This window comes from Achromobacter sp. ACM05 (genome assembly GCF_019218915.1).
Classification (GTDB): domain Bacteria; phylum Pseudomonadota; class Gammaproteobacteria; order Burkholderiales; family Burkholderiaceae_B; genus Achromobacter; species Achromobacter animicus.
Window position 1 is genome coordinate 66,081 of record NZ_JAHUWQ010000006.1, and the last position, 22,018, is coordinate 88,098.

The 22,018-nt window shown below is 65.9% G+C and carries 21 protein-coding genes; 1 reads left to right on the top strand and 20 read right to left on the bottom strand.

What is annotated here, in order from left to right:
• Window positions 1-16: 16 nt before the first annotated feature.
• The 14 genes from KW836_RS27365 to panD all read right to left on the bottom strand — a co-directional run bounded on the left by KW836_RS27365 (window position 17) and on the right by panD (window position 16,447).
• Window positions 17-286, bottom strand: coding sequence for a sulfurtransferase TusA family protein (locus KW836_RS27365; RefSeq protein WP_175125046.1), 270 nt, complete (start codon window positions 284-286; stop codon window positions 17-19).
• Complete coding sequence (gene alaS, locus KW836_RS27370; RefSeq protein ID WP_191577042.1) at window positions 286-2,910, bottom strand: alanine--tRNA ligase; 2,625 nt, start codon at window positions 2,908-2,910, stop codon at window positions 286-288. Before alaS ends, KW836_RS27365 begins: the two co-directional genes overlap by 1 nt.
• 80 nt (window positions 2,911-2,990) lie before the next feature.
• On the bottom strand, window positions 2,991-4,016 hold the full coding sequence (locus KW836_RS27375; protein ID WP_218345282.1) for a type II secretion system protein: 1,026 nt from the start codon (window positions 4,014-4,016) through the stop codon (window positions 2,991-2,993).
• Between the two features lie 47 nt (window positions 4,017-4,063).
• Complete coding sequence (locus KW836_RS27380; RefSeq protein ID WP_175184951.1) at window positions 4,064-4,681, bottom strand: type 4 pilus major pilin; 618 nt, start codon at window positions 4,679-4,681, stop codon at window positions 4,064-4,066.
• A 61-nt stretch (window positions 4,682-4,742) separates the two neighbouring features.
• Complete coding sequence (locus KW836_RS27385; protein ID WP_218345283.1) at window positions 4,743-5,879, bottom strand: general secretion pathway protein; 1,137 nt, start codon at window positions 5,877-5,879, stop codon at window positions 4,743-4,745.
• On the bottom strand, window positions 5,872-7,647 hold the full coding sequence (locus tag KW836_RS27390) for an ATPase, T2SS/T4P/T4SS family (protein ID WP_255596371.1): 1,776 nt from the start codon (window positions 7,645-7,647) through the stop codon (window positions 5,872-5,874). Before KW836_RS27390 ends, KW836_RS27385 begins: the two co-directional genes overlap by 8 nt.
• On the bottom strand, window positions 7,644-8,138 hold the full coding sequence (locus KW836_RS27395) for a hypothetical protein (RefSeq protein WP_218345284.1): 495 nt from the start codon (window positions 8,136-8,138) through the stop codon (window positions 7,644-7,646). Before KW836_RS27395 ends, KW836_RS27390 begins: the two co-directional genes overlap by 4 nt.
• A complete protein-coding gene (locus KW836_RS27400) occupies window positions 8,125-9,486 on the bottom strand; it encodes a hypothetical protein (protein ID WP_370633083.1) in 1,362 nt (453 codons plus the stop codon). Before KW836_RS27400 ends, KW836_RS27395 begins: the two co-directional genes overlap by 14 nt.
• 2 nt (window positions 9,487-9,488) lie before the next feature.
• Window positions 9,489-11,114 carry a hypothetical protein gene (locus tag KW836_RS27405; RefSeq protein WP_255596392.1) on the bottom strand — a complete coding sequence of 542 codons (1,626 nt, stop codon included), beginning with the start codon at window positions 11,112-11,114 and terminating at the stop codon, window positions 9,489-9,491.
• The gene (locus tag KW836_RS27410; protein WP_218345285.1) at window positions 11,111-12,022 is read right to left on the bottom strand and encodes a TcpQ domain-containing protein; all 912 of its coding nucleotides are present in this window, start codon (window positions 12,020-12,022) and stop codon (window positions 11,111-11,113) included. The genes KW836_RS27405 and KW836_RS27410 overlap by 4 nt, the downstream gene beginning before the upstream one ends.
• A gap of 211 nt (window positions 12,023-12,233) precedes the next feature.
• Entirely contained in the window at window positions 12,234-13,574 is a 1,341-nt protein-coding gene (locus KW836_RS27415) for an extracellular solute-binding protein (RefSeq protein ID WP_175125053.1), read from the bottom strand.
• A 4-nt stretch (window positions 13,575-13,578) separates the two neighbouring features.
• Window positions 13,579-14,835, bottom strand: a complete 1,257-nt coding sequence (locus KW836_RS27420) for a D-amino acid dehydrogenase (RefSeq protein WP_175139256.1) — start codon at window positions 14,833-14,835, stop codon at window positions 13,579-13,581.
• Between the two features lie 127 nt (window positions 14,836-14,962).
• Window positions 14,963-16,009, bottom strand: a complete 1,047-nt coding sequence (locus KW836_RS27425; RefSeq protein WP_175139257.1) for a CDP-6-deoxy-delta-3,4-glucoseen reductase — start codon at window positions 16,007-16,009, stop codon at window positions 14,963-14,965.
• A 69-nt stretch (window positions 16,010-16,078) separates the two neighbouring features.
• Complete coding sequence (gene panD, locus KW836_RS27430; RefSeq protein WP_039883066.1) at window positions 16,079-16,447, bottom strand: aspartate 1-decarboxylase; 369 nt, start codon at window positions 16,445-16,447, stop codon at window positions 16,079-16,081.
• Window positions 16,448-16,654: 207 nt separating this feature from the next.
• On the opposite strand from panD, the gene sugE reads away from it, so the two are divergent.
• Window positions 16,655-16,972: a quaternary ammonium compound efflux SMR transporter SugE gene (sugE, locus tag KW836_RS27435; protein ID WP_175125056.1), complete on the top strand. Its 318-nt coding sequence runs from the start codon at window positions 16,655-16,657 to the stop codon at window positions 16,970-16,972.
• Between the two features lie 67 nt (window positions 16,973-17,039).
• Here the strand turns inward: sugE and KW836_RS27440 are convergent, their stop codons facing one another.
• From KW836_RS27440 to KW836_RS27465, 6 genes are all read right to left on the bottom strand, one after another.
• A complete protein-coding gene (locus KW836_RS27440) occupies window positions 17,040-17,912 on the bottom strand; it encodes an MOSC domain-containing protein (RefSeq protein WP_218345286.1) in 873 nt (290 codons plus the stop codon).
• A gap of 122 nt (window positions 17,913-18,034) precedes the next feature.
• Window positions 18,035-18,961 carry an ectoine hydroxylase gene (thpD, locus tag KW836_RS27445; protein WP_175125058.1) on the bottom strand — a complete coding sequence of 309 codons (927 nt, stop codon included), beginning with the start codon at window positions 18,959-18,961 and terminating at the stop codon, window positions 18,035-18,037.
• A 15-nt stretch (window positions 18,962-18,976) separates the two neighbouring features.
• Entirely contained in the window at window positions 18,977-19,375 is a 399-nt protein-coding gene (locus KW836_RS27450) for an ectoine synthase (protein WP_056571502.1), read from the bottom strand.
• Window positions 19,372-20,679 carry a diaminobutyrate--2-oxoglutarate transaminase gene (gene ectB, locus KW836_RS27455; protein ID WP_175125059.1) on the bottom strand — a complete coding sequence of 436 codons (1,308 nt, stop codon included), beginning with the start codon at window positions 20,677-20,679 and terminating at the stop codon, window positions 19,372-19,374. The genes KW836_RS27450 and ectB overlap by 4 nt, the downstream gene beginning before the upstream one ends.
• A 124-nt stretch (window positions 20,680-20,803) precedes the next feature.
• Window positions 20,804-21,364, bottom strand: a complete 561-nt coding sequence (gene ectA, locus KW836_RS27460; RefSeq protein WP_175125060.1) for a diaminobutyrate acetyltransferase — start codon at window positions 21,362-21,364, stop codon at window positions 20,804-20,806.
• The gene (locus KW836_RS27465; RefSeq protein WP_246282994.1) at window positions 21,361-21,909 is read right to left on the bottom strand and encodes a MarR family winged helix-turn-helix transcriptional regulator; all 549 of its coding nucleotides are present in this window, start codon (window positions 21,907-21,909) and stop codon (window positions 21,361-21,363) included. The genes ectA and KW836_RS27465 overlap by 4 nt, the downstream gene beginning before the upstream one ends.
• Window positions 21,910-22,018: the final 109 nt, after the last annotated feature.

The following is a 22,018-nucleotide window of genomic DNA, read 5'->3' on the forward strand; positions in this document are numbered from 1 at the left end:
GCGAATGCCCGCCCGGCTAGCGCCGGCGCAGGAAATGCACGCAGCGGCCGTCGGCCTCTTGCTGCGCGACCAGCGCATTGCCGGTCTGACGCGCAAACGCCTGAAAATCGCGGATCGCATTGCGGTCCGTCGTGATGACGCGCACGACCTGCCCGCTTTCCATCGTTGCAAGCGCCTTCTTGGCGCGCAGGATGGGCAAGGGGCACGTCAGCCCGCTGGCATCGACATCTTGGTCGAACACCGGCGCCTCGGCGCCGGCATCGAGACGGGAATCGACGTCGCTCATCAGAGGCGCTCGTCCACCCACTTCTGCACGCCAGCGATGGCTGCGGGCAGCGCAGCGATATCCGTGCCGCCGCCCATGGCCATGTCGGGACGGCCACCGCCCTTGCCGCCCACCTGGCTGGCGACAAAGCCCACCAGATCGCCCGCCTTGATGCGGTCGGTCAGGTCGGCGGTGACGCCACCGACCACGCTGATCTTGCCATCGGCCGAGCCGGTGGCCAGCAGCACGACAGCAGGCTTCAGGCGATCTTTCAGGTTGTCGACCATGCCGCGCAGCGCCTTGGGATCGACGTCGCCGATGCTGGCCGCCAGAACCTTGATGCCCTTGACGTCGACCGCGGCGCTGGAGGCCAGGTCATTGCCGGCGCTGGCCGCGAGCTTGTTGCGCGACTGCTCCAGTTCCTTTTCGAGCGTCTTGACCTGGTCTTGCACCTGCGCAATGCGCGCCGGCAGATCGGCCGGGGTGCTGCGCAGCATGCCGGCCACCTGGGTCAGCAAGGCGTTCTGGTTCTGCACCCAAGCCAGCGCATTGTCGCCGGTGATGGCTTCGATGCGGCGGACGCCCGCGGCCACGCCGCCTTCGGACACGATCTTGAACAGGCCGATGTCGCCCGTGCGGGTAACGTGCGTGCCGCCGCAGAGTTCGCGCGAGAAGCCGATGTCGAGCACGCGCACGGTATCGCCGTATTTTTCACCGAACAGCGCCATGGCGCCGCCCTTGACCGCATCGTCGTAGCCCATGACCTGGGCAACGGTGGGATGGTTGGCCAGGACTTCGGCGTTGACGATGGCTTCGACTCGGGCGATCTGCTCAGCCGTCAACGGGGCATCCTGCGCGAAGTCGAAACGGGTCTTGTCGGGATCAACGAGCGAGCCGCGCTGCTGCACGTGCGCGCCCAGCACCTGGCGCAACGCCTTGTGCATCAGGTGCGTGGCCGAGTGGTTGCGCACCGTGCGGGCGCGGCGGACGGCGTCCACGCGGGCCAGCAGCGTGTCGCCGACGGCCAGCGAGCCGGATTCCAGCGTGCCGTGATGGCCGAACACGCCGGACTGGATCTTGAGGGTGTCGGCGACGGCAAAGCGCACGCCATCGGCTTCGAGCAGACCGGTATCGCCGACCTGGCCGCCCGACTCCGCATAGAACGGGGTGGCGTCCAGCACGACGACGGCGCTTTGGCCGGCCTTGACTTCCTGCACCTGCGTGCCGTCCACGTACAGGGCCGTGACCTTGACGTTGTCCAGCTCAAGCTTTTCGTAGCCTTCGAAGCGCGTTTCGGCGCCTTCGTAGCTGAGGCCTTCGGCCATCTTGAACTTGCCGGCCGCGCGGGCCTGGTCACGCTGGCGTTCCATGGCGACTTCAAAGCCGGCCATGTCGACTTCGACTTCGCGTTCACGGCAGATGTCGGCCGTGAGGTCGACCGGGAAGCCGTAGGTGTCGTACAGCGTGAACAGCGTGGTGCCGTCCAGCACGCCGCCCTTGGGCACGTTGGCCAAGGCGGTGTCCAGGATGCGCATGCCGTGTTCGAGGGTTTCGCCGAAGCGTTCTTCTTCCTGCTTGAGGACCTGGGCCACGCGATCCGCGGCGGCGGCCAGTTCCGGGTAGGCCTCGCCCATTTCGGCGACGAGATCCGGCACCAGGCGATGGAAGAAGGGTTTGGTCTGGCCCAGCTTGTAGCCGTGCCGCAGCGCGCGGCGCACGATGCGGCGCAGCACGTAGCCGCGGCCTTCGTTGCTGGGGATCACGCCGTCGACGATGAGGAACGAGCAGGCGCGGATGTGGTCGGCGATGACCTTGAGCGAGTTGTCTTCGAGGTCCTTGATGCCGGTTTCGCGCGCGGCGGCGGCGATCAGATGCTGGAAGAGATCGATTTCGTAGTTGGAATGCACATGCTGCAGGACGGCGGCGATGCGTTCCAGACCCATGCCGGTGTCGACACAGGGACGCGGCAGGCGCGGCATGTTGCCGGCGGCGTCGCGTTCGAACTGCATGAACACCAGGTTCCAGATTTCGATGTAGCGGTCGCCGTCTTCTTCGGGGGATCCCGGAGGGCCGCCCCAGATCTCGGGGCCGTGGTCAAAGAAGATTTCGGAGCACGGACCGCAGGGGCCGGTGTCCGCCATCTGCCAGAAGTTGTCGGACGCGTAGCGTGCGCCCTTGTTGTCGCCGATGCGGATGATGCGTTCGGTCGGCACGCCCACTTCCTTGGCCCAGATGTCGTAGGCCTCGTCGTCTTCCTGGTAGACCGTCACCCAGAGCTTTTCCGCCGGCAGCTTGTAGACCTGCGTCAACAGCTCCCAGGCGTACTGGATGGCGTCGCGCTTGAAGTAGTCGCCAAAGCTGAAATTGCCCAGCATTTCGAAGAACGTGTGGTGGCGGGCGGTGTAGCCCACGTTCTCCAGGTCGTTGTGCTTGCCCCCGGCGCGCACACTGCGCTGCGACGAGGTGGCACGCGTGTACGACCGCGATTCCTTGCCCGTGAAGACGTCCTTGAACTGGACCATGCCCGAATTGGTGAAGAGCAGGGTCGGGTCGTTGCCCGGGACGAGCGACGACGAGGGAACAATGGTGTGTCCCTTGGACTTGAAGAATTGCAGGAACTGCTGGCGAATCTCGGAGGATTTCATCGTGGATGAAGCAGAATTTAGGGCGAATCGCCAATTATAGAGGGTTGGCGGGGATACGCGGGATATGGGCGGAATGGCCATCATCGGACGCAGACGAAACCCGTGGTCCAACCCTCGGTTTCCGTCCATTTCCCGCCGGCGGACACGATGACCTCGGCGTAGCCGGGCGGGCAGGAACACTGGCCCGTGCGAGGATTGGCCGTAGACAAGCCCGTGTAATGGAAGCAGCCGAGCGGATAGTTGGTGCTGTAGGCGCCCCCAAAGCCTCCGCTTGCCTGCGTCCAGATGCCGGATTCGCAGGAAAGCAGCTGACCGGCGGCCGAGGTGGCCAGCGTTCCGCTTGAAACGCCGCAGGCATGGCCTGGGATCTCCCGGGCCCCGACGGTGACGTAACCACCGGCGTCCACGTTGCCTGCAACAGACAGATCGCCTTGCAGATCCGGATCGCGGGTGTCGCGCATCTTTACATAGCCGCTCATGTCAGGCTGCCCGGCGCCAGCGCCCGCCCACAGGGCAAGCGTGCCAGGCGGATACGCGAGCGCGTCGGCCGCCGGCGGGTTGGGAAACGCATAGGCGGCGCCTCGCAACTGGAACGGCGCTTGTGGCCACACGGCCCCGCCATAGCCGCCCGCGGACGCGATGACCGAAGCCATGGCGACCTCGTCCGGCAATTGCGTCCCCTTTTTCAGCAAAGGTTTGTCGGCAGCGACGACGCCGTCGATCCGGCAAGGCTCGTCGGGGCAGGCCTGGCTGCGCAGGAGCCGGATGTCCGCGCCGAAACCCAGCGCCGACCGGTCGGGAAAGTCCGCAGGCAGGTGGCCTTGCACCCGAAGCTCGGAAAGCGTGGGCCGCAGCGCGTCGGCGAACAGCGGCTGGCCCTGGCTGTCCTGAGGCGGCTCCCCCTTGGTCAGCGCCTCGGAGTGCCGGGACAGCACATCCGTCACCGCCAGCCGGATCTGCGTCAGCCAAACGCCCGTTGAACGGGCGGCAGATGCCTCGATGCCGTGGACGACCGCGTTGGATGCCCAGATGGCGATGGCCGTGGTGATGGCCAGCGCCAGCGCCAGGCCGATGAGAGAAAAGCCTGCCTGCTGCCGGGACAACAACGGACGCTGATGCCCCGCCGGGAAAAGCCGAACCTCCCGGTGCGCGCTCATCGTGCAGTGAAGACAAAAGTGTTTACGTCGCCCTGGCTGCACTGCGCCTGGGCCTGCGCGGCGCGGTATGGCGTCGCGGGATTGGCGATTGAATCCTTGACGACCTTGGCGCCGCTGCTGCCGCTGATGGAGATGATTTCCGACACGCGTTGAAGCACGGACGCGAGCGCTGGGCAGGCTGCGTGGCTGACATTGGTGAGCGTGAGCGTGAACGCCGAGCCCATCCCCGCGCCATCGACGGACGCGGGCTCGACCTGCACTACGCCGCTGCCGCCGATGCCGGAGCCGCCCAGGCCGTGCGCCACGCTCGCCGCGGCGCCCGCGCCCTGCACCGAGAGAACCGTGGAGTCGCGCAGCGCGTTGGCCAGGGCGCCGGTGTCCAGCCCCGTGTACGGTGTCACGCCACCGCCTTGCGCGTTGATCTTCATGCTGGCGATGAACCGCTGCAATTCTTCGCCGACCTTCGGCACTTTGTTTTCAATGACATACCCGCCAATGGCAGGGATGCCGACGATGGCGATGAGCAGGACGATGGCCGTGACGATGGACACTTCCATCAAGGAAAATCCACGCTGGTTCGCACCAAGGGATCGGGACAGACTGACTGCGTTCATGAATATCCTCATTGATTAAAGTGCGCGGCGAGCCGCGCCGTTTCCGCCAACCCGCGGAGCACTACTGGCTGGCATAGAAATTGGTCAGTGCTTGACGCAGCTCGTCTATCACCGCGTAATGCCACAGCGTGATGCCCAGCACCGAGGCCAGGGAAAGGATCAGCAAGCACCAGCGCAGCACGAGCGCCTGGCGCCGCACCCGGGCCAACAGGCGGACCTCGACGCGCTGGCGCACGCGGGCCAGGCCCGGCTCGACGCCGAGCGCGTCCATCAGGTCCGCCATGTACCACCACGTTTGGGAGTCCAGCAGTCCGGTGCCGAAGATTTCTGCGCCGCTGGCGCCTGCGTCGATGCGGCCAAGCATGGCGTGCAGATGCGAGAGCAGCCACGGCGAGGCGTCGCGCGCCTGCACGGCCAGCGCGCGGCGCAATCGCGTGTCGGCCGCGCCGTGCTGCCGGATGAGCACGGCCAGCAGCGACAGAAAGCGGATGGCCTGGAAATCGCGATACAGCCGCCAGAGCAGCCAACGGTCGAGCACGGCGCGAAGATCACCGGTGAAGTTCGCCAGCGACCAGAGGGCGAGCATGACCACGCCAAATATCAGGACGACCCACAGCGCAAGCCACTGCTTCAAGCCGCCCGCCAAAGCGAACAGCCCGCGCGTGAGCGACGCATAGTCTTCGGCGGGCACGGCCTGAAAGACCTGCTGCAGCCGTGGCACGCTGAAGAACGGAATGGCGCACAGCAACGCGAAGGCTACCAAGGCGGCAACGACGCCCGTGGCGGCTGCCGACAGCAATGCCGACCAAGCCTCGGACGCCAAGCGGACGGCGCGCGCCAGATCGCGCAGCGCCGCGGGCAGATCGCCGCCTTCTTCCTGCACGCAACTGAGCAGCAGGCATTCGTCGTGCGGCAGCGTGTCGGACCAGGCGACGCCCAGATCCCCGCCGGCGCCCAGATACGCGGCGGCCCAGTGCTGACAGAGGCGGCCGCGCACCGTCTCGGGCCCGTACCGGCTGGCGTCGTCCTCGAAGATGTCGCGCAGGCTCTTTCGGCCTTGCGTGCCTTCGACGACATCCGCCAGATATTCGTAGTAATCCGCGCGCTGCGGCCGAAAGCGCAGCGCGTCCAGCCGTAGCTGGCGTGTACCTACTGACCGCAGGGACCCGCGCGATGCCGGCAACGCGAGATCAGCCATGGTGCGCTCCTTCAGAGCGGGCCGTGCCGGCCTCCTGCGCAAGCGCCGCGGGCTGTAGCGAAGCGGCCGATCCCGTGCGCAGGCTGGGCACGATGGGCAATTCGAACCGGCGCAACAGCGTGCGCGGATCGATCTCTCCCAGGCTCGTCCGATACAGCGCGCAATCCAGCGCCCGCGCGCCGCGCGTGCCGGCGTCTCGCCACGCACTGCGCGTGGCAGGCTGGAACTGTTGCTTCAGTGCGTGGTTGTCGCGCTGACGCACTTGGTCTAGAAAGCCCGGCACGCGATCGGGTTCGATCATTTCGGCGGCAACGCTGCGCCCCGCCGTTCCGTTCAATTCCGGCATGTGATCGCGCCGGCACGCGGGGCAGCCTGCTTCGTTTCTGACCCGGAGCGACTCGGCGTGCAGATCGAACGCGTCTTGCATGCCCAGCACCCAGCCGCGCCAGTCCCATGCTTGCGCATGCCGAGCGTAGACGCCCGACCACAGGCTATCGACGGGCAATGCGCAGCCGGGGCACAGGCGTGGCAGCAGCGTCTGATAGATCAGGAGCTTCAGGATGCCGGGCGACGCGAGAAACTCGCGTGACACGCCTATGGCGTCGGATGCCAGGCGCTCGGGAATCATCGCGGCCGATCCGGCGTGTGTCGTGGCGTACAGGCTGACGCCGGAACTGGCGAGATCCATGAACGCGCGGCCGGTCTGCGTGTCGCGGATCTCGCCGATCAGCAGGTCGTTCATCGCCGAGCGCTTGATGGTCTTGAGCTTGGCATCCAGCGTCGGCCACGCCGCGTCCGCCAGCGCGCCCGACAGCGTGTTCTGCAACGCGTTGCCAATGTGGTATTCCACCGGGTCTTCAAGCGTGATGACCTTGCGCGTGGGCGCGATGCCGCGCATCAGCGCGGCGATGGTGGTGGACTTGCCCGAACCGACCACGCCCGCCAGCACGATGGCCCCACCCTCGCGCTCACGCACCCGCAACAGGGTTTCGGCCTGGCCGGGCAAGTATCCCAAGGCCAGGAGGTCGCCGTTGACGGTTGCGTCCAACCGCAGGATCCGCAGGCACACGGAAGGCCCCGCGTCCGCCGCCAGCGACGCCCAGCGCAGCACGATGGGCGCCGCGTCCACGGTTAGCGAAATGCGCCCCTGCTGCTCGAGCGCCGGATCGAACACGGCGCCATTGCCGCCGCGTACGTCCATCCACGCCACGGCAAGGACTTCGAGCAGCGTGGCGCTGGACAGGCCGGCGAAACGGTCGGAGCCGACGTACTCGCCGTGGATGGTGTAGCGAATTTCGCTGGCGTCACGCCGCTGGTCCACGTTGATGTGGACGTCGCTGGCGCCTTGAACCACGCCCCAGCGGACGATGTCGAGAAACAGGGCAGCGAGCGCCGAGGCGCGTTCGGCCGGGTTGGCCCGCGCTGAGCGCCCGGGGCTGGGCGCCGTGTACTGGCCGCGCGCGATCATCAGCAGGAGCGGCGCCGGGACGACGTATCGCGCGGGACTTGCCATGCGATAGCCAGCCGCCTTCACCATGCGCTCGACCTCGTCGATCTGATCGCCGACGGTGTATTCCTTGACGGCAAAGATCGCGGCCAGGCCGCCCTCGAGCAGGACCGGGCACAAGCGTCCGGCCAGCGCCGCCAGATCAAACTGACGGCTCAGAGCGCGCACAAAGGCGGGATCCATGCCAGCGACGTCTTCGGGCGTATGCAGCTCGGGCGGGCGAACGAGCGTGTCCGCGATGGGCTGGGTCTGCGTCATCATGGGTGTCCGCCCCCGGCGTCAAGGCACGCGGTCTGGTCGCGGCCGTCGCGCTGCACGCGGACGCAGGCGCCGTCGATGGCCAGCAGACGATACGGCGCGGCCAGGCTGCCTCCCGCCACGGGATCGGCGCGGCCAGCCCGATAGCGCTGCAACGTGCCATTGACGACGATGTCAACGTTCAAGCGGCTCGCTGTGCCGAAAATTGCGGTCACGCGTATGTCGTCCGCCGGGCGTCCCGCGGGCGGCGCCATCAGGCCTTTCCCTTCGTTCATCGTGCAAAGACCCGGGATCTGGCAGTCGGACATCGCGGCCGCCGCGTCCGCGCGCAGCAACGTGCGTACGGTTTCGACCTCGGGCCAAGGTTGCGGCGCGGACGCCGGATCCGCGCCTTGCGCATGGCCCGCCGACACTACCGCGGCGCTCAGTGCAATACCGGCAAGCGTTCGCCCGGCTACGCACCCGCGCGGGATGCAAAGCTCATTCCTGTTCATAAAGTTCTCCCTGCAATTCGGCGACTAGCGCACTGGCCACGAGGCTGGGCCGCGGTTGCGGCTGCACGGTCACCACAAGGCGCGACCAGCGTGCCGCGGATACCGGTCCCGGCATCAACGCCATGGACCGCAATGGCCCATGCAAGGCCAGACTGCGCCGCCGCACGACGGGCATGCCCGACCGCGCTGGATTGGATTGCACTGCGCTCGCCTGCCTGGCCGCCGGCTGCTGGGCCGCAGGCTGGCGCGGCCCATGCGGCATGAGCGGCACGGAATGCGACAGCGCGACGGAAGCGAATGCTGGGCGTAGTCCTTGCAGTCCGCCCGCCACCCGCGTGTCGACGTGCAGCGACGAAGGCAACGTCATGTCGGCAATCCGGATCGGCTCGGACGCCAGGCGCCACGCCAGCGTGGCTTCCTCGAGCGGCTTGAACGACACCTGCCAGCCCGCTGGCAACAACGCGTGCAGGCCATGATTCGTGGCCAATGGGTGAACGCGGGCGTACACGGCCGCGCAATTCCAATGCTGCGCGCCAGCGTCGCAGTGCGCGCGCCGCAACGCCCAGCCCTGCACCTGCACCGGCAGCGCCGCCACGCTTGCGAGCAGGCGCGTCAGCTCCGTCGGCGGCTGGACTGTGGTGGCGCGCAACATCGCCTCGTAGGCATCGGCCACCGGGTCCCGAACGGCAACGGGCTGCGGCGGCGCTGCCTGTCTTTGCGAGAACGTGCTGGCGCCGGCGTTCCACAGTGGCGGCGCTGCCGCGGCAAGCCCGACGCACGCCAGAAAGAGACGCAATGCGACGGGCAGCTCGGCCCAACGCGAAGGCAGCGCGGTAAGCGCGGCGCCGGCATCCACGGCCTGAATCAACGCGGACCACACCTGGTCTGGCGCGCGCTCCGCGAGGGACGGACGCTGCGCGAGCAGTGCCCGCTGTTCCTGCTGGGCTTCGTCAAGCGAACCGAACACCCGGTCGGTCTGCGAGAGGACTGCGCCGCCGTGCGCGGCGACAAGCCAATGGCGCCCGTCCGGCAGCCGAACCAGGCTATGACCGCCATCGGGGTGCAGCAAGGCGAACAACTGCGCGGCCGATTGCGGCGGCATCGCGGACGGCGCGCCAGCGCGGCGCTTGAATCGCGCACCCCGGAGTCCGGCGCGGATGCGTCCATAGCCCGCGACCATGGCGGGCGATCCGCCCACCACGTAATGCGTGGCGCGCAGGCGCCGTCCGCGCGACCGCGCGAGCTTGGGGACGTTGGAACCGATAAGCGCGAACCAGCGCAAGCCGAACGCCAGCGTTCGTTCGGCGCCCGGGCAGTCGATCAGCAGGAGTTGAGGGGCCCGGTTCACGATCAGTACCCTTCCTCGACCTGAGCCGTCACGAGGATCAGCGTCGTGTGGCGTTCAGTGGCGGCGCGGTCCACGCCGCCCGCGAGCAGCGGCAGTCCCGGCGCCAGCCGTTGGCGATCGTGCTGGTCCTGCGTGCGGTCAAAGCCAGCCACAATCATGGGCTGCCCCGGCCGCAGTTCGATCTGCTGTACCGTGCCGCTGCCATCGACCGTGATCTGCTGCACTTGCACCTGATTGGCGCTTTCGCCGAAGGTGATTGTTTTCAGGGGCTGCGCGACCGCGTTGTCATACGCGATGGAAAGCAGGATCTGCCCGTCTTCCTGGATGTCCGGCACCAGGGTCAGGAACGAGCCGACGGTTTCTTCTTTTTGGCTGATCGAGACGGCAGGCAGCGATCCGTTCGCGCCAGTGGCGGTCATGCCGGGCATGGCAGTGCTCTGCACGCGATCAATGTAGGAGAACGTAGTCCTGACGGCATGCGAGACCGGCCGGCGGTTCAAGGTGAGAACCGGGATCTTGCTGTGCCGCACGACCGCGCCCATCGCACTGAGGGCGGACACGATGGCCTGCGAGCCCTGGAATGGTCCCGCGCTCGATGCGGCTTGAAGCAACCCTGCGCCGGTGGCCGGCACGCCGGGCACGGCCAGCCGCGCCGTGGCGCCTGCGGCTGCATAAAGGGCATTCCAGTCGAGTCCCCCCGCGGCTTCCGTGTTGGCGATAAAGGTGATTTCCTCGAAAAGCAGGCGGACACGGCGGGTCAACGCCTTGTTCTCGCGTTCCAGATAGCGTGCGACCCGGTCCAGTGCGTCCGGCGTATCGGTGACGACCAACGTGGCTGCGCCTTCCACCGGCTCTGCAATAACGCCGGATCGAGTGAGGAAAGGCAGAACGTTTGCGCGCAGGATGGCCAGCGCGTTGTGTTCGCCCGCGGCCAGCGTCGTGTTGGAGGTGCTTTCGAAGCCCTCGCCTTCCGCGCTGCCTGAGCGGCCGAGCCGCACGTCGACCTTGCTGGCGAGCGTCAGGGCGCGCAGATCGAAGACGCGCGTTTCGGTGCGGTAGAACTCGAGCGCGTTGTGTTCGTAGCGCCAGTGCACCGAAAAGCGTGCGGCCAGCGCGTCGAGCAGATCGGCGAGCGGCTGAGGATCCGCCCGCACTTCAATGCGCGCCGGTGCGGCGAGAGCCACCGCGCCGCTGACGGCAAGACGCGGCAGGAATTGGTCGGGGGGAAGCAATGCGTCGGGACGCACTCGAACCGCAATGCCCGTGGCGGCTGTCAGGCGCTGCGCCAGCGTGGAAAGATCTGCGTCGTCGGCCAGCATGAGCGTGGTTTTGACGTTTTCGCGTAATGCGGGCGGCAGCGCGACCTCGCGCGCGAGCGGTTGCGGCTTGCCCGCCAGCCAGGGCGTGGAGACTTCCTGCGCGGCGATGCGAGCCTGCCGATCAGACAAACCGTCCGCAAAGGCCTGATGGCGGGTGGCGGCGTCCGCATGCCGGCCGCTGGCCGCGCGTTGCATGATCGTGACCTGCTCGGACACCGAACAGCCACCGAGAACGCACGAGAGCACCGTGCAGGCAAACGTTCTGGTTGCCGGAGCGCGCGTGGCGCAAGCAAAAGAAAGGAACCTCATGCCGCGGCTCCTTTGGGCGTGGCCGCCCGCGAGCACGATTGCGCAAGCGGCACGACGCGCAGGACGCGGTTGCCATAGAAGCAGGGTTGCAGCGGCCGGTCGGCCAGTTCGGTGGCGCCGAGCAGCCCGCGCACTGCCGTTTTGAAGTCGCCGGAGAATTCGGCCGTGGCCGCCAGCGGGATATCGACGTCTACGGCCCAATGCTGTGGTTCGAACGTCCAGCCCGACGCGCCGGCCCAGCGCGCCAGCACCGCGCGCAGCGTGGCGTCGGGTGGCGCGGCCCGAAACGGGGCAGCCTGCGCGCCATCGTGCGTGTCGGTGGACGTCGCGCCCGCAAGCGTGGCGGACTGCGCGGCATGACGGCTCGACGCTTCTGTGCCGGCCAGCGCGCTCCCATCCGAGCGCGGAGCCAGGTCATCGACGAGCTTGGTGTGCGAGGTGAAATCCGCCCGCGGACGCTGCGATGCATCTACGGCAGTTGCCGGGGTCTGCACCATACGCGAGGCGGATTGGGTCAAGGGCGACGAAATGTCCGCCGCACCATGCGCCCGCTGCGCGTGAGCAGTCAGCCTGCCGCCGCGAAAGCGCAGTGCTTTCCATGCACCAGCGACCACGACGTAAGGGTCGCGGCGCACATAAGGCAACGGGAGTTCGCCGCCATCACCTGCACCGAAGATGGCCGGCAACGGCTGGCCCGGCTGGAATTGCAGCCAGGTCTCGCGCCCGTCGTCGAAGACCTGCAGCGGCGCGACGGCGGGATCGCCGGATAGTTGCCAGTCGAAGCGGAACCCTTGCGAGAACGGCTTGGCCGCCTGCCAGGAGGTGGTGTCTCGGCCTGAGCCCGGGCCCGACCACGTGCATGCGCCCAGGCAAGACAGCCCGGCCGCCAGAAAGAAGATTCGTACCATGCCTCACCGCGAACAAAGCGCGCATCGGAAGCGACACGCTTGAACGGCATGGTGGCCGAGCGCCGGAGGCGCCGCCAGACTGGCATGTACGGACGGATGGATTCATCCACCCAGCGCGCGCGACGAATCCGGACAACAAAAAAGCCTGGTCCGTAGACCAGGCTTTCTTCTGCTGCGCGGCGCTGCGAGAGCGCGCCGCTATGCGGCGCGATCAGCGCTGCGTGGCAATGGTGCGCGCCTGCGCGGCGGCATTGTTCAGCGCAGAAACGGGAGGCACCTTGCCATCGAAGGCGTCGGTGAGTTCCTTGTTCAGCACGGGTTCGATGCGCTCGTAGTTGGCCATGCGGAAACCGCGTGCGTTCTGGACGGGCTTGGCGCTCATCGAAGCCACGAACGCCTGCGCGCCCGGGATCTTGCTGTAGAACGACACGTCCGAGGCACGGAAGGCGGCTTCGGTCAGCGGCAGGTAACCCGTGCGCTGATGCCATTCGGCGGCGACCACCGGCTTGGACAGCCACGCCAGGAACTGCGCGGTGGCCTTTTCCTGGGCCTGCGGATGGCCTTCAAGCGCCCACAGCGCCGAACCGCTGACGAAGGGCTTGCCGCCCTCCTTAGTGGCTTGCTCGTAATAAGGCAGCGGCGAGACGCCGAAGGACAGCGACTTGGTGGCGAGGAACTGGCCGAGCGCGCCCGAATTGGCCGTCAGCACGGCGCATTCGCCCTTGGCGAACAGCTTGTCGGAGGCGTTGTCGCCGGAATACGCCGTAAACAGCAGCGAGCGCTTCCAGCTGACCATCAGCGAGATGTGGCGCATGTACAGCGTGTCGAACTGCATGGCGGGCGCGGCGGATTTCTTGGTGACCGCGTCCAGGCCGTTGTTGTTGCTGGTGAACAGCTGGTTGTTGACCGGCGCCAGGTTCTCGAGGTGGACCGCGACCTGATCGCTGGATGCGTACGGGCAGTCGATATCGGCCACGTCGCGCAGCTTCAGGAGTTCGGCCTGCAGCGCGGTCCAGGTGCGCGCCGGCTTGTTGGGATCGAGACCAGCCTTCTTGTAGGCGGCGGTGTTGTAGAACATCACCGGCACTTCGGCCATCCAGGGGAAAGCCAGCAGGCGGCCCTTGCTGTCGCGGGTGAAGCTGCTGGTGGCCGGCACGAACCAGTTCAAGTCCTTGATCGGATACTTGGCCAGCAGTTCGTAGAGCGGCAGCACGGCTTTGTGCTGGGCCACGACTTCGGGCGAGTGGTTATCGGACAGTTGCAGCAGGTTCGGGCCCTTCTTGGCCTTGACCGCGGACACCGCCTCTTGCTCCAAGGCAGTCGGCGACGCGAAGCCGCGCAGCGTCACTTTGACGTCGTCCTGCTCCTTGTTGTATTGCTTGGCGAGCTTTTCGAACTCGGCCTTGTTTGCATCTGTCAGGGTGTGCCAGACCTGGATTTCGACGGGTGCGGCGTTTGCCACGCCGGCCATCGCCATCGCGGCGCCAAACACCCATGCACGCCGGCTGGCGAACATCGCGCGGGCAACGCCCGCCAATTGCAGTTTCTTCATAGGTTCACAGACCAAGAAAAGGGAATTCCGGTTCTGGCCGCCGTCCACTGAGCAGATCGGCCAATGCCCGGCCCGAGCCAACACCCATCGTCCAGCCAAGCGTACCGTGTCCGGTATTGATATACAAATTCGGAATACGGCTGCGGCCGATGATGGGCACGTTCGAGGGAGTGGACGGGCGCAGGCCCGACCAATAGCTGACGCGCTCGAAATCGAGCGCGTCGGGAAAGAGTTCTTTGGCGAGGCGGGTCAGGGCCTCGCAACGGCCGGTATTCAGGCTGCGCGAATAGCCGGAAAGTTCCGCCGTGCCTGCCATGCGCAGCCGGTCTCCCAGCCGCGAAAAGACAATCTTGTGGCTGCTGTCCGTCAGGCTGACGGTGGGGGTCGCACCCGGATTGCGCACCGGGAACGTGGCCGAATAGCCCTTTGCCGGATACACGTTGCACGGAATGCCGAGGGGACGCAGCATCGCGGGGCTGAAGCTGCCCATGGCGACCACATAGGCGTCGGCCGACAGCGTGGCATAGCGGCCGTCGGGCTGGATGAGTTCGATGCCCGTGACCGCGCCGCCCTGCGTCAGGAGCCGGGTGGCGCGCGTGTTGTACTGGAATTCGACACCCGCACGGGCGCAGTGTTCGGCCAGCGCGACGGTAAAGAGGTGCACGTCCCCGCTTTCGTCCTCGGGCGTGTAGTCGCCGCCCACGATCGTGGCGCGATGCGGCGCCAGCGCGGGCTCGATGGCGATGACTTCGTCGGTGTTCACGACGCGGCGCTCGACGCCGAAGTCGCGCATCAGGCCGGCGGCACGCTGGGAGTTTTCGAATTCGTGGGGATCGCGGTAGAAATTCAGGATGCCGCGTTCCAGGTGGTCGTACTGGATGCCGAGTTCGGCGCGCATGCCGCGCAGGGTGGCGCGGCTGTATTCGGCCATGCGCACCATGGCGCGGATGTTGGGGGCCAGCCGGCCAGGCAGGCATTCGCGCAGGAATGCCAGGCCCCACATCCACTGCCGCCAGTCCAGTTGCGGACGGAACAGCAGCGGCGCGTCGTCGCGGAACATCCACTTGAGCAGCTTCATCGGCGCCTGGGGATTGGCCCAGGGCTCGGCGTAGGAGACGGAAATCTGCGCGCCATTGGCAAGGCTGGTTTCCTGCGCGGGACCGGTGCAGCGGTCTATGACCACGACGTCATGACCCGCCTGGCTGAGCCACCAGGCGCTGGAGATGCCGATAATGCCGCTACCCAATACCGCTACTTTCATGCCCGCATCGCTCCTTGCATGCCGGTTGCGTGCGCGGACCCGATGTCCGCGTACCCCCGGCAGGCCGCTGCCAAAGCAGTTTACCTTGCCGCTTTGCAGCCGCCTAAGTAATAAAAAAACATATTACTTAAGACCCGGCCTTCGCCAGATCGGCCTCGGACGTGAAGGCGTCCGCGTAGAACTCTTCCGGCGGCAGACCGTTCTGGGCGCTGAACTCGCGGCGGGCCGCATCGACCATCAGCGGCGTGCCGCAGGCATAGACCTGGTGCCCGGAAAGATCCGCGATGTCGTGCATCACGGCTTCGTGGACGAAGCCGGTGCGGCCGGTCCAGTTGTCTTCCTGCAGCGAATTGGACACCACCGGCACGTAGCGGAAGTTCGGCAGTTGCGCGGACCAGGACTGCGCCAGCGCGTCCATGTAAAGGTCTTGCGGACGGCGGCCGCCCCAGTACAGCGCGACCGGGCGGTTGATGTTCTTGTGGATCATGTGTTCGACGATCGCCTTGACGGGCGCGAAGCCCGTGCCGCTGGCCAGCAGAACGATCGGCTTGTCGCTGTCTTCGCGCAGGAAGAACGATCCGAAGGGCCCTTCCAGGCGCAGGATCTCGCGTTCCTTCATCTGCGTGTCGCCGGCGCCGAACACGTGATCGGTGAAGAGGCCCCCCGGCATGTGCCGGATGTGCAGTTCCAGCGGGCTGCCGGTGTGCGGCGCGCCAGCCATCGAATAGCTGCGGCGGCGGCCGTCCTTCAGGATGATTTCGACGTACTGACCCGCGTAATAGCGGAACTGTTCGGAAGCCGGCAATTGCAGCTTGAGGACCGTGACGTCCGGCGCGACGCGTTCCATGGTCTGGACGCGCGACGGCAGCTTGCGAATCTGGATGTCGCTGGCCAGCCGGACCTCGGTGGATTCGACCACGAGGTCGGATTCCGGCCGGGCCTGGCAGAACAGCGTGTAGCCGTCGGCCAGTTCTTCCGGCGACAGGATCTGCGCGGGGTACTGGCCGGCGTCGAACTCCCCGGACACCACTTTGCCCTTGCAGGTGGAGCACGCGCCGTTGCGACAGCTGTAAGGCAGGACGATGCCCGCCGCCAACGCGGCGTCGAGCACGGTCTGGCCGGGCTCGACCGGGAATTGATGCTTGCTGGGTTGGATGATGACCTGGAAGCTCATGATGAAACGGTTCAGAGGCGACGAAGCGCTATCCGGCTGTGCCGGGAAGGCGCTCCGCCCGGCCCGGCGTCATGCCGGGAACTTGCGGATTTCCTTGACGCGGTTGGCGTCGTCCACGAGCACCACCTGGGGCTTGTGCTTGGCCGAATCTTCTTCGGACATCGGACCGTACGTGCAGATGATGAGCAGGTCGCCCACCTGGGCCCGGCGCGCAGCCGCGCCGTTCAGCGAGATGGCGCCGCTGCCGCGGGCCGCCTTGATGATGTAGGTGTCGAAGCGTTCACCGTTAGTCACGTTGTAGAGTTCGATGCGTTCGAACTCGCGCATGCCGGCAGCGTCGAGGAGGTCTTCGTCGATGCCGCAAGATCCTTCGTAGTGAAGGTCGGCTTCGGTGACCGTGACGCGGTGCAGCTTTGCCCGCAGCATGATGCGTTGCATAAAAAATTCCTGGTTTCGCGGCCCGGACCGCGAAGTGTTGCAAGGTTGATGCCCGGCATCCGGATTTGCCGTCGAAAGCCGGTATTCTATAATTTTTGCCGCAGCGGGACGGCCCGTTGCTGCGCACAGTCAAACGGCTGGCGCGTTTTCCGGGGACGACCCCATTTATGCCGGCGCCTTGCCGGCAACGCAACATGGGAGTCGTGAATGACCTGGATCATCCTGGTATTGGCTGGCCTATTTGAAATCGTCTGGGCCGTCGGCCTGAAATACACGCACGGATTCACCCGGCTTGGCCCCTCCATCGTTACGGTGGGCGGCATGCTGGTCAGTTTCTGGCTGCTGGCCCTGGCCATGAAAACCCTGCCGCTGGGCACGGCCTACGCCGTGTGGGTGGGTATCGGCACGATTGGCGCCTTTGTGGCCGGCATCGTGCTGTTCGGGGAGTCGGCGAGCTGGCTGCGAATCGCCAGCGTCGCGTTGATCGTGCTGGGCCTCGTTGGCCTGAAGCTTTCCACGCCGTAAGGCTCCGACCGGGCTGGGCTTAAGGCACAGGGTCCAGACCAGCCCCCAGCCCCGTTCGGGCGGCGCGTCAGAAATCCAGTTCGATCTCGACGGCGTCGCCCACCTTGAGCCGCGCCCCCGCCGGCGCATCCAGGATGGCGTTCTGGCCGAACACCACGCCGATGTCCAGATTGCGGTAACCCGCCAGCGTACGGCCCGGTTCCTCGTACTGCTTGGCCGTGCGCTGATCGATGTCCGGAATCGAGCAACGCGTGCACGGCTTGACGAACGCCATCCGCACCCCGGCCGCCGAAATCATGGCGGTGTGGTCTTCCTCGAAGGCTTCCCATTCGCCCTCGACCACGATATTGGGACGGAACCGGTCCATGGGCACGGCGTCGACGCCCTTGGCCTGCAGCCGGGCATTCAGGTCGTCCAGCGACGCCTGGTTGGCGATCAGCAGCGGGAACCCGTCGGCAAATCCGAAGCAGTGCTCGCCCACGAAGGCGTCGGCCAGGTCCGGGTGCGCATCGACCCAGCGCGACACCCAGTCGGGCTTGGCGTCGCGGCGCGCCGCGGCGTCCACCTTGAGCAGGCCGCACGGCGTTTGCAGGAACTGGGTCAGCCATTGGGCGGCCGCTTCGCTTTCGCGCCGGGCCGTGGTGGTGTCGGCCCAGACGCCGACCGTGAGGGCGTCGCCGTGCAGACCCGATCCGTCCAACGCGATATCCAGGTCAGCCATGCCAGGCGCCGACAGCCGCAGCGCGTCAGCAGTGAGCGCCGTGCGGATGAGCGCCATGGCCGGCCATTGCCGTTGCGTCATGAACTGGCCCGCGGCGTCCACCACCATCCAGCGCCGGTCATGCGCAAGGCCCGCGCGATCGATGGGAGATTCGGTCAGATCGATGCCCGCGCAGGATTTGACGGGGTAGATATGCAGGCTGAGGATGCGGGCGGACATGGCGGCGATGGCTCAACGAGTGGCGAATGCCGCAGAGAATACAAGAAATGCGGCGCGTCGGACCGCCCGAAAGAGACAAAAAAAGCCCGGGACTAGCCCGGGCCAGATGAGGTGGCGGTTGCTCAGCCGCCGACCAGCTTCAAGGTGTCCAGCGGCGTGACCGCCTTGAATCCCTTGCGCGTCGCGATGTGCTCGGGACGCGGGGTCAGCCCGTACTTGGGCGGGTTCAGGGTGTTCTCCATGCTGTTGTAGACCATGAAGACATTGGCGCGGGGCCACGGCGAAATGTTGCTGTTCGAGCCGTGCATCGTGTTGCAGTCGAAGAACACCACGGAGCCGGCCTTGGCCGTCATCGTGCTGATGCCGCCCTGCTCCACCAGCAATTGCAGGCTGACAGGATCCGGCACGCCGTATTCCTGTTTCTTCAGCGACTGCTTGTAGTGCTCGTTCGGCGTCTCGCCGACGCACGAGATGAACTGCCGATGCGAGCCGGGCACCAGCATCAGCGGGCCGTTGCATTCGTTGTTGTCGGTCAGCAGCACCGAGCAGCTGAGCGCACGCATCGACGGCATGCCGTCCTCGACGTGCCAGGTTTCAAAGTCGGAGTGCCAGTAGAACTCCTTGCCCTTGAAGCCCGGCTTCATATTGGCGCGCGACTGGTGGATGTAGACCTCGGAGCCGAGAATCTGACGTGCCACGTTGACCAGGCGCGGATCGCGCACCAGCCGTGCCAGCATCGGATTGAGCACGTGCACCATGAAGATGGAACGCACGGCGTTGCTGCCCGGCTCGGTGATGGCCTCTTCGCGGCGGACGATGGACGGGTCGCGCGTCATGCGCTCGACCTCGGCCGACAGCGCACGCACCTCGGCCTCCGTGAACAGGTTCTCCAGCAGCAGGAAGCCGTTGCGGTCGTACTGGCCGACCTGCTCTTCGCTCAGGGCGTTGGCATACTTGCCGTCTTCATAGACGACCGGATCCTGGCGGGAAATGATGGCGGAACTGCGATCCGTACGGGAGGCGTACGGATCCTGCGCGGGTGAGATCATGCGAACCTCCTTTTATCAGGCCGCGACCGCATCGGGCAGCGCGTAGACACCTTCCTTGTCGTGCACTTCCTGGCCGGTCAGCGGCGGATTGAAGACGCAGATGACGCGCAGCGGCTCCTTGCCGCCGCACAGCCAGTGCTCGTCGTTTTCGTTCAGCGCGTAGACCACGCCGGGGCCCAGGTCGTATTTCTTGCCGTCGGCAATGGTCTCGATCGAACCGTCGCCCTCGATGCACCAAACCGCCTCAAGATGGTTCTTGTAGTGGATGTGCGTGCGGCCGCCCGGGAAGATGGTGGTCTCGTGGAATGAAAAGCCCATGCCATCCTTCTTCAGCAGCACGCGGCGGCTGACCCAGGTGTCGGTGCGGACTTCGTCGGCAGTGCCGATCACATCTTTGACATTACGTACGATCATTGACGTTTTCCTCCAAATTTCAGGATGCGGGCAGACTGCCCCTCATCGGCCAGCGCTTCGGCCACGCTGGCCTCGATCAGATCCAGGCCCTTGGCCAGCAGGTCTTCCTCGATCGTCAGCGCGGGCAGCAACTTCAGCACTTCATCGTGCGCGCCCGACGTTTCGATCACGACGCCCTTCTTGAAAGCGCATTGGGCGATGCGGTTGGACAGCGCCGGATTGCCGTTGGACACGAGGCCCTGGATCAGGCCGCGGCCACGCGCCGACAGGCCGGCGTTGGGATAGCTGTGCACCAGGTTTTCAAGCCAGTCGCCGACCAGGCGTTCCTTGCGCTGGATGTCGGCCGTGAATGCGGCGTTGGTCCAGTAGGTTTCCAGCGCCTGCGTGGCGGTGACGAACGCCAGGTTGTTGCCGCGAAAGGTGCCGCTGTGCGCGCCAGGCTTCCAGATATCCAGTTCGGGCTTCATCAGCACCAGCGACATCGGCAGGCCAAAGCCGGATAGCGACTTGGACAGCGTGATGATGTCGGGGCGGATGCCGGCGGTTTCGAAGCTGAAGAACGTGCCCGTGCGGCCGCAGCCGACCTGGATGTCGTCCACGATCAGCAGCATGTCGTGGCGCTTGCACAGCTTTTCCAGCTCTTTGAGCCAGCGCAGCGTGGCCACATTGACGCCGCCTTCGCCTTGCACCGTTTCCACGATGACGGCTGCCGGCTTGTCCATGCCGCTGCTCGGGTCTTCCAGCATGCGTTCCATGTACGCCATGGTGTCCACGTCCGGACCGAAGTAGCCGTCGTAGGGCATGAAGGTCGTGTTGCCGAGCGCGTAGCCGGCGGCGTCACGGAACTTCATGTTGGCCGTCGCGGCCAACGAGCCGCCGCTCACGCCGTGAAAGCCGTGCGTGAACGAGATCACGTTGGGACGGCCCTTGACCTGGCGCGCGATCTTCAGCGCGGCTTCGACGGCATTGGTGCCGGTCGGGCCGGTGAATTGCAGCGTGTACTGCCAGTTGCGCGGCTTGAGCAGCACGCGATCCACCGTCTCCAGGAAACGCTTCTTCGCGCTGGTGGCCATGTCCAGGCCGTGGACGACGCCGTCCGCCTGCACATACTCCAGCAGCTTTTCCTTGAGAACAGGATTGTTGTGGCCGTAGTTCAGCGTGCCTGCGCCGCTGAAGAAGTCGATGTATTCGGTGCCATCTTCATCGATGAGCGTCGAGCCACGGGCCTGATTGAATATCACGGGAAACGACCTGATGTAGCCCCGCACTTCAGACTCCATGCGGTCAAAGATCTTCAAGTCCATGATTAATCCTCCCTTTTCAACTCATTAATTGACGGACGGCCTGATCCCGCCAGGTGCGGCAAGCGCACCCGGACAGTTAGAACCATCCCGGTAACTCGATAAGCCCTTCAGGCCTGTGACGCCCCTATGGGGACGGCAAGGCGAACGGACCTATCCTTAACAGCATCTCGTCGTCATGGTCCGCGCCGCCGAAGAGTTGCCGGTCGAAGAACGGCTGTTCGGAAACGTGGGCGCCTACTTCGGCGGCCAGGCCGGCGAAGGTGCGGCGCGAAGCCTGGTTGTCAGGCCCCACCGTGGTTTCAAGATAGCGGACATGCGCCAGGCCCTTGCGCTGCAAGAGTTCCCGGAGCATGGCGCGGCCAAGGCGTTGGCCGCGAGCGCGGGCGTGCACCGCAACCTGCCAGACGAACAGGACGTCGGGGCGGGACGGGTCCACATATGCGGAGATGAAACCATTGATGCGTCCCCCGGCGCTTTCAGCCAGGACGCAGGTGTCGCGGAAGTGCTCGCACAGGAGCAGGTACGCGTAGAGGGAATTCAGGTCGAGCGGCGGGCACTCGGAAATGAGGCGGTGGATCGCGGCGCCGTCTTTGCGGTCGGGCAGACGCATGGTATGGGTCTGCGCGCTGACCGCCGGCGCCACGGCACTTGAGAGTATGGGGGAGTCCAGTTCGTTTTTCTTCATGCAACGATTCCCGATTCTGGGGGTGCCCCGCCCGTGGGCACTTCAAGGATGGGCGACGACACGTCTCCATGCGTGTCGACTGCGGCCTGACCGTCCTGTTCCATGAGCGTCACGATGCGCTCCAGGGACAGGGTGATGGTGGCCTGTTCCAATTCCGGCAAGGCATTGAGCGCGTCAGCCAGATGCTTTTGCAGCGGCGACGGCGCGCCTTGCGCCAATTCCTGTCCCGCCTCGGTGGCGGTGACGAACACGATGCGGCGGTCTTCACGGCCCCGCTCGCGGCGGATGAGCGCCTTGTCTTCCAGGCGATCCAGGATGCCGACCACCGTGCTGGGGCTGACGTGCATCTCGCGGCTGATCGCGGTGGCGGTCATCGGACCGTTGGCGATCACGGTGCGCAGGCACATCAGCTGCGGCGCAGTGATGTGACTGACCGCGGACAACTGGCGCGAATGCAGCGCGATCGAACGCGTGATGCGGCGCAGGGCTCGCAAAATGCGCAGGTCGTACTGCTGAGTGGTTTCGGTTTTCGCGGCGTCAGTCATGGATACAGATGGTTCGGGCAAAATCATTTCTACACGAATCATATGCGCCCGATTTATTCGAGTCAAACAAAAACCCGGGCACGATGTAAATAAATGAACGCGGATTTGG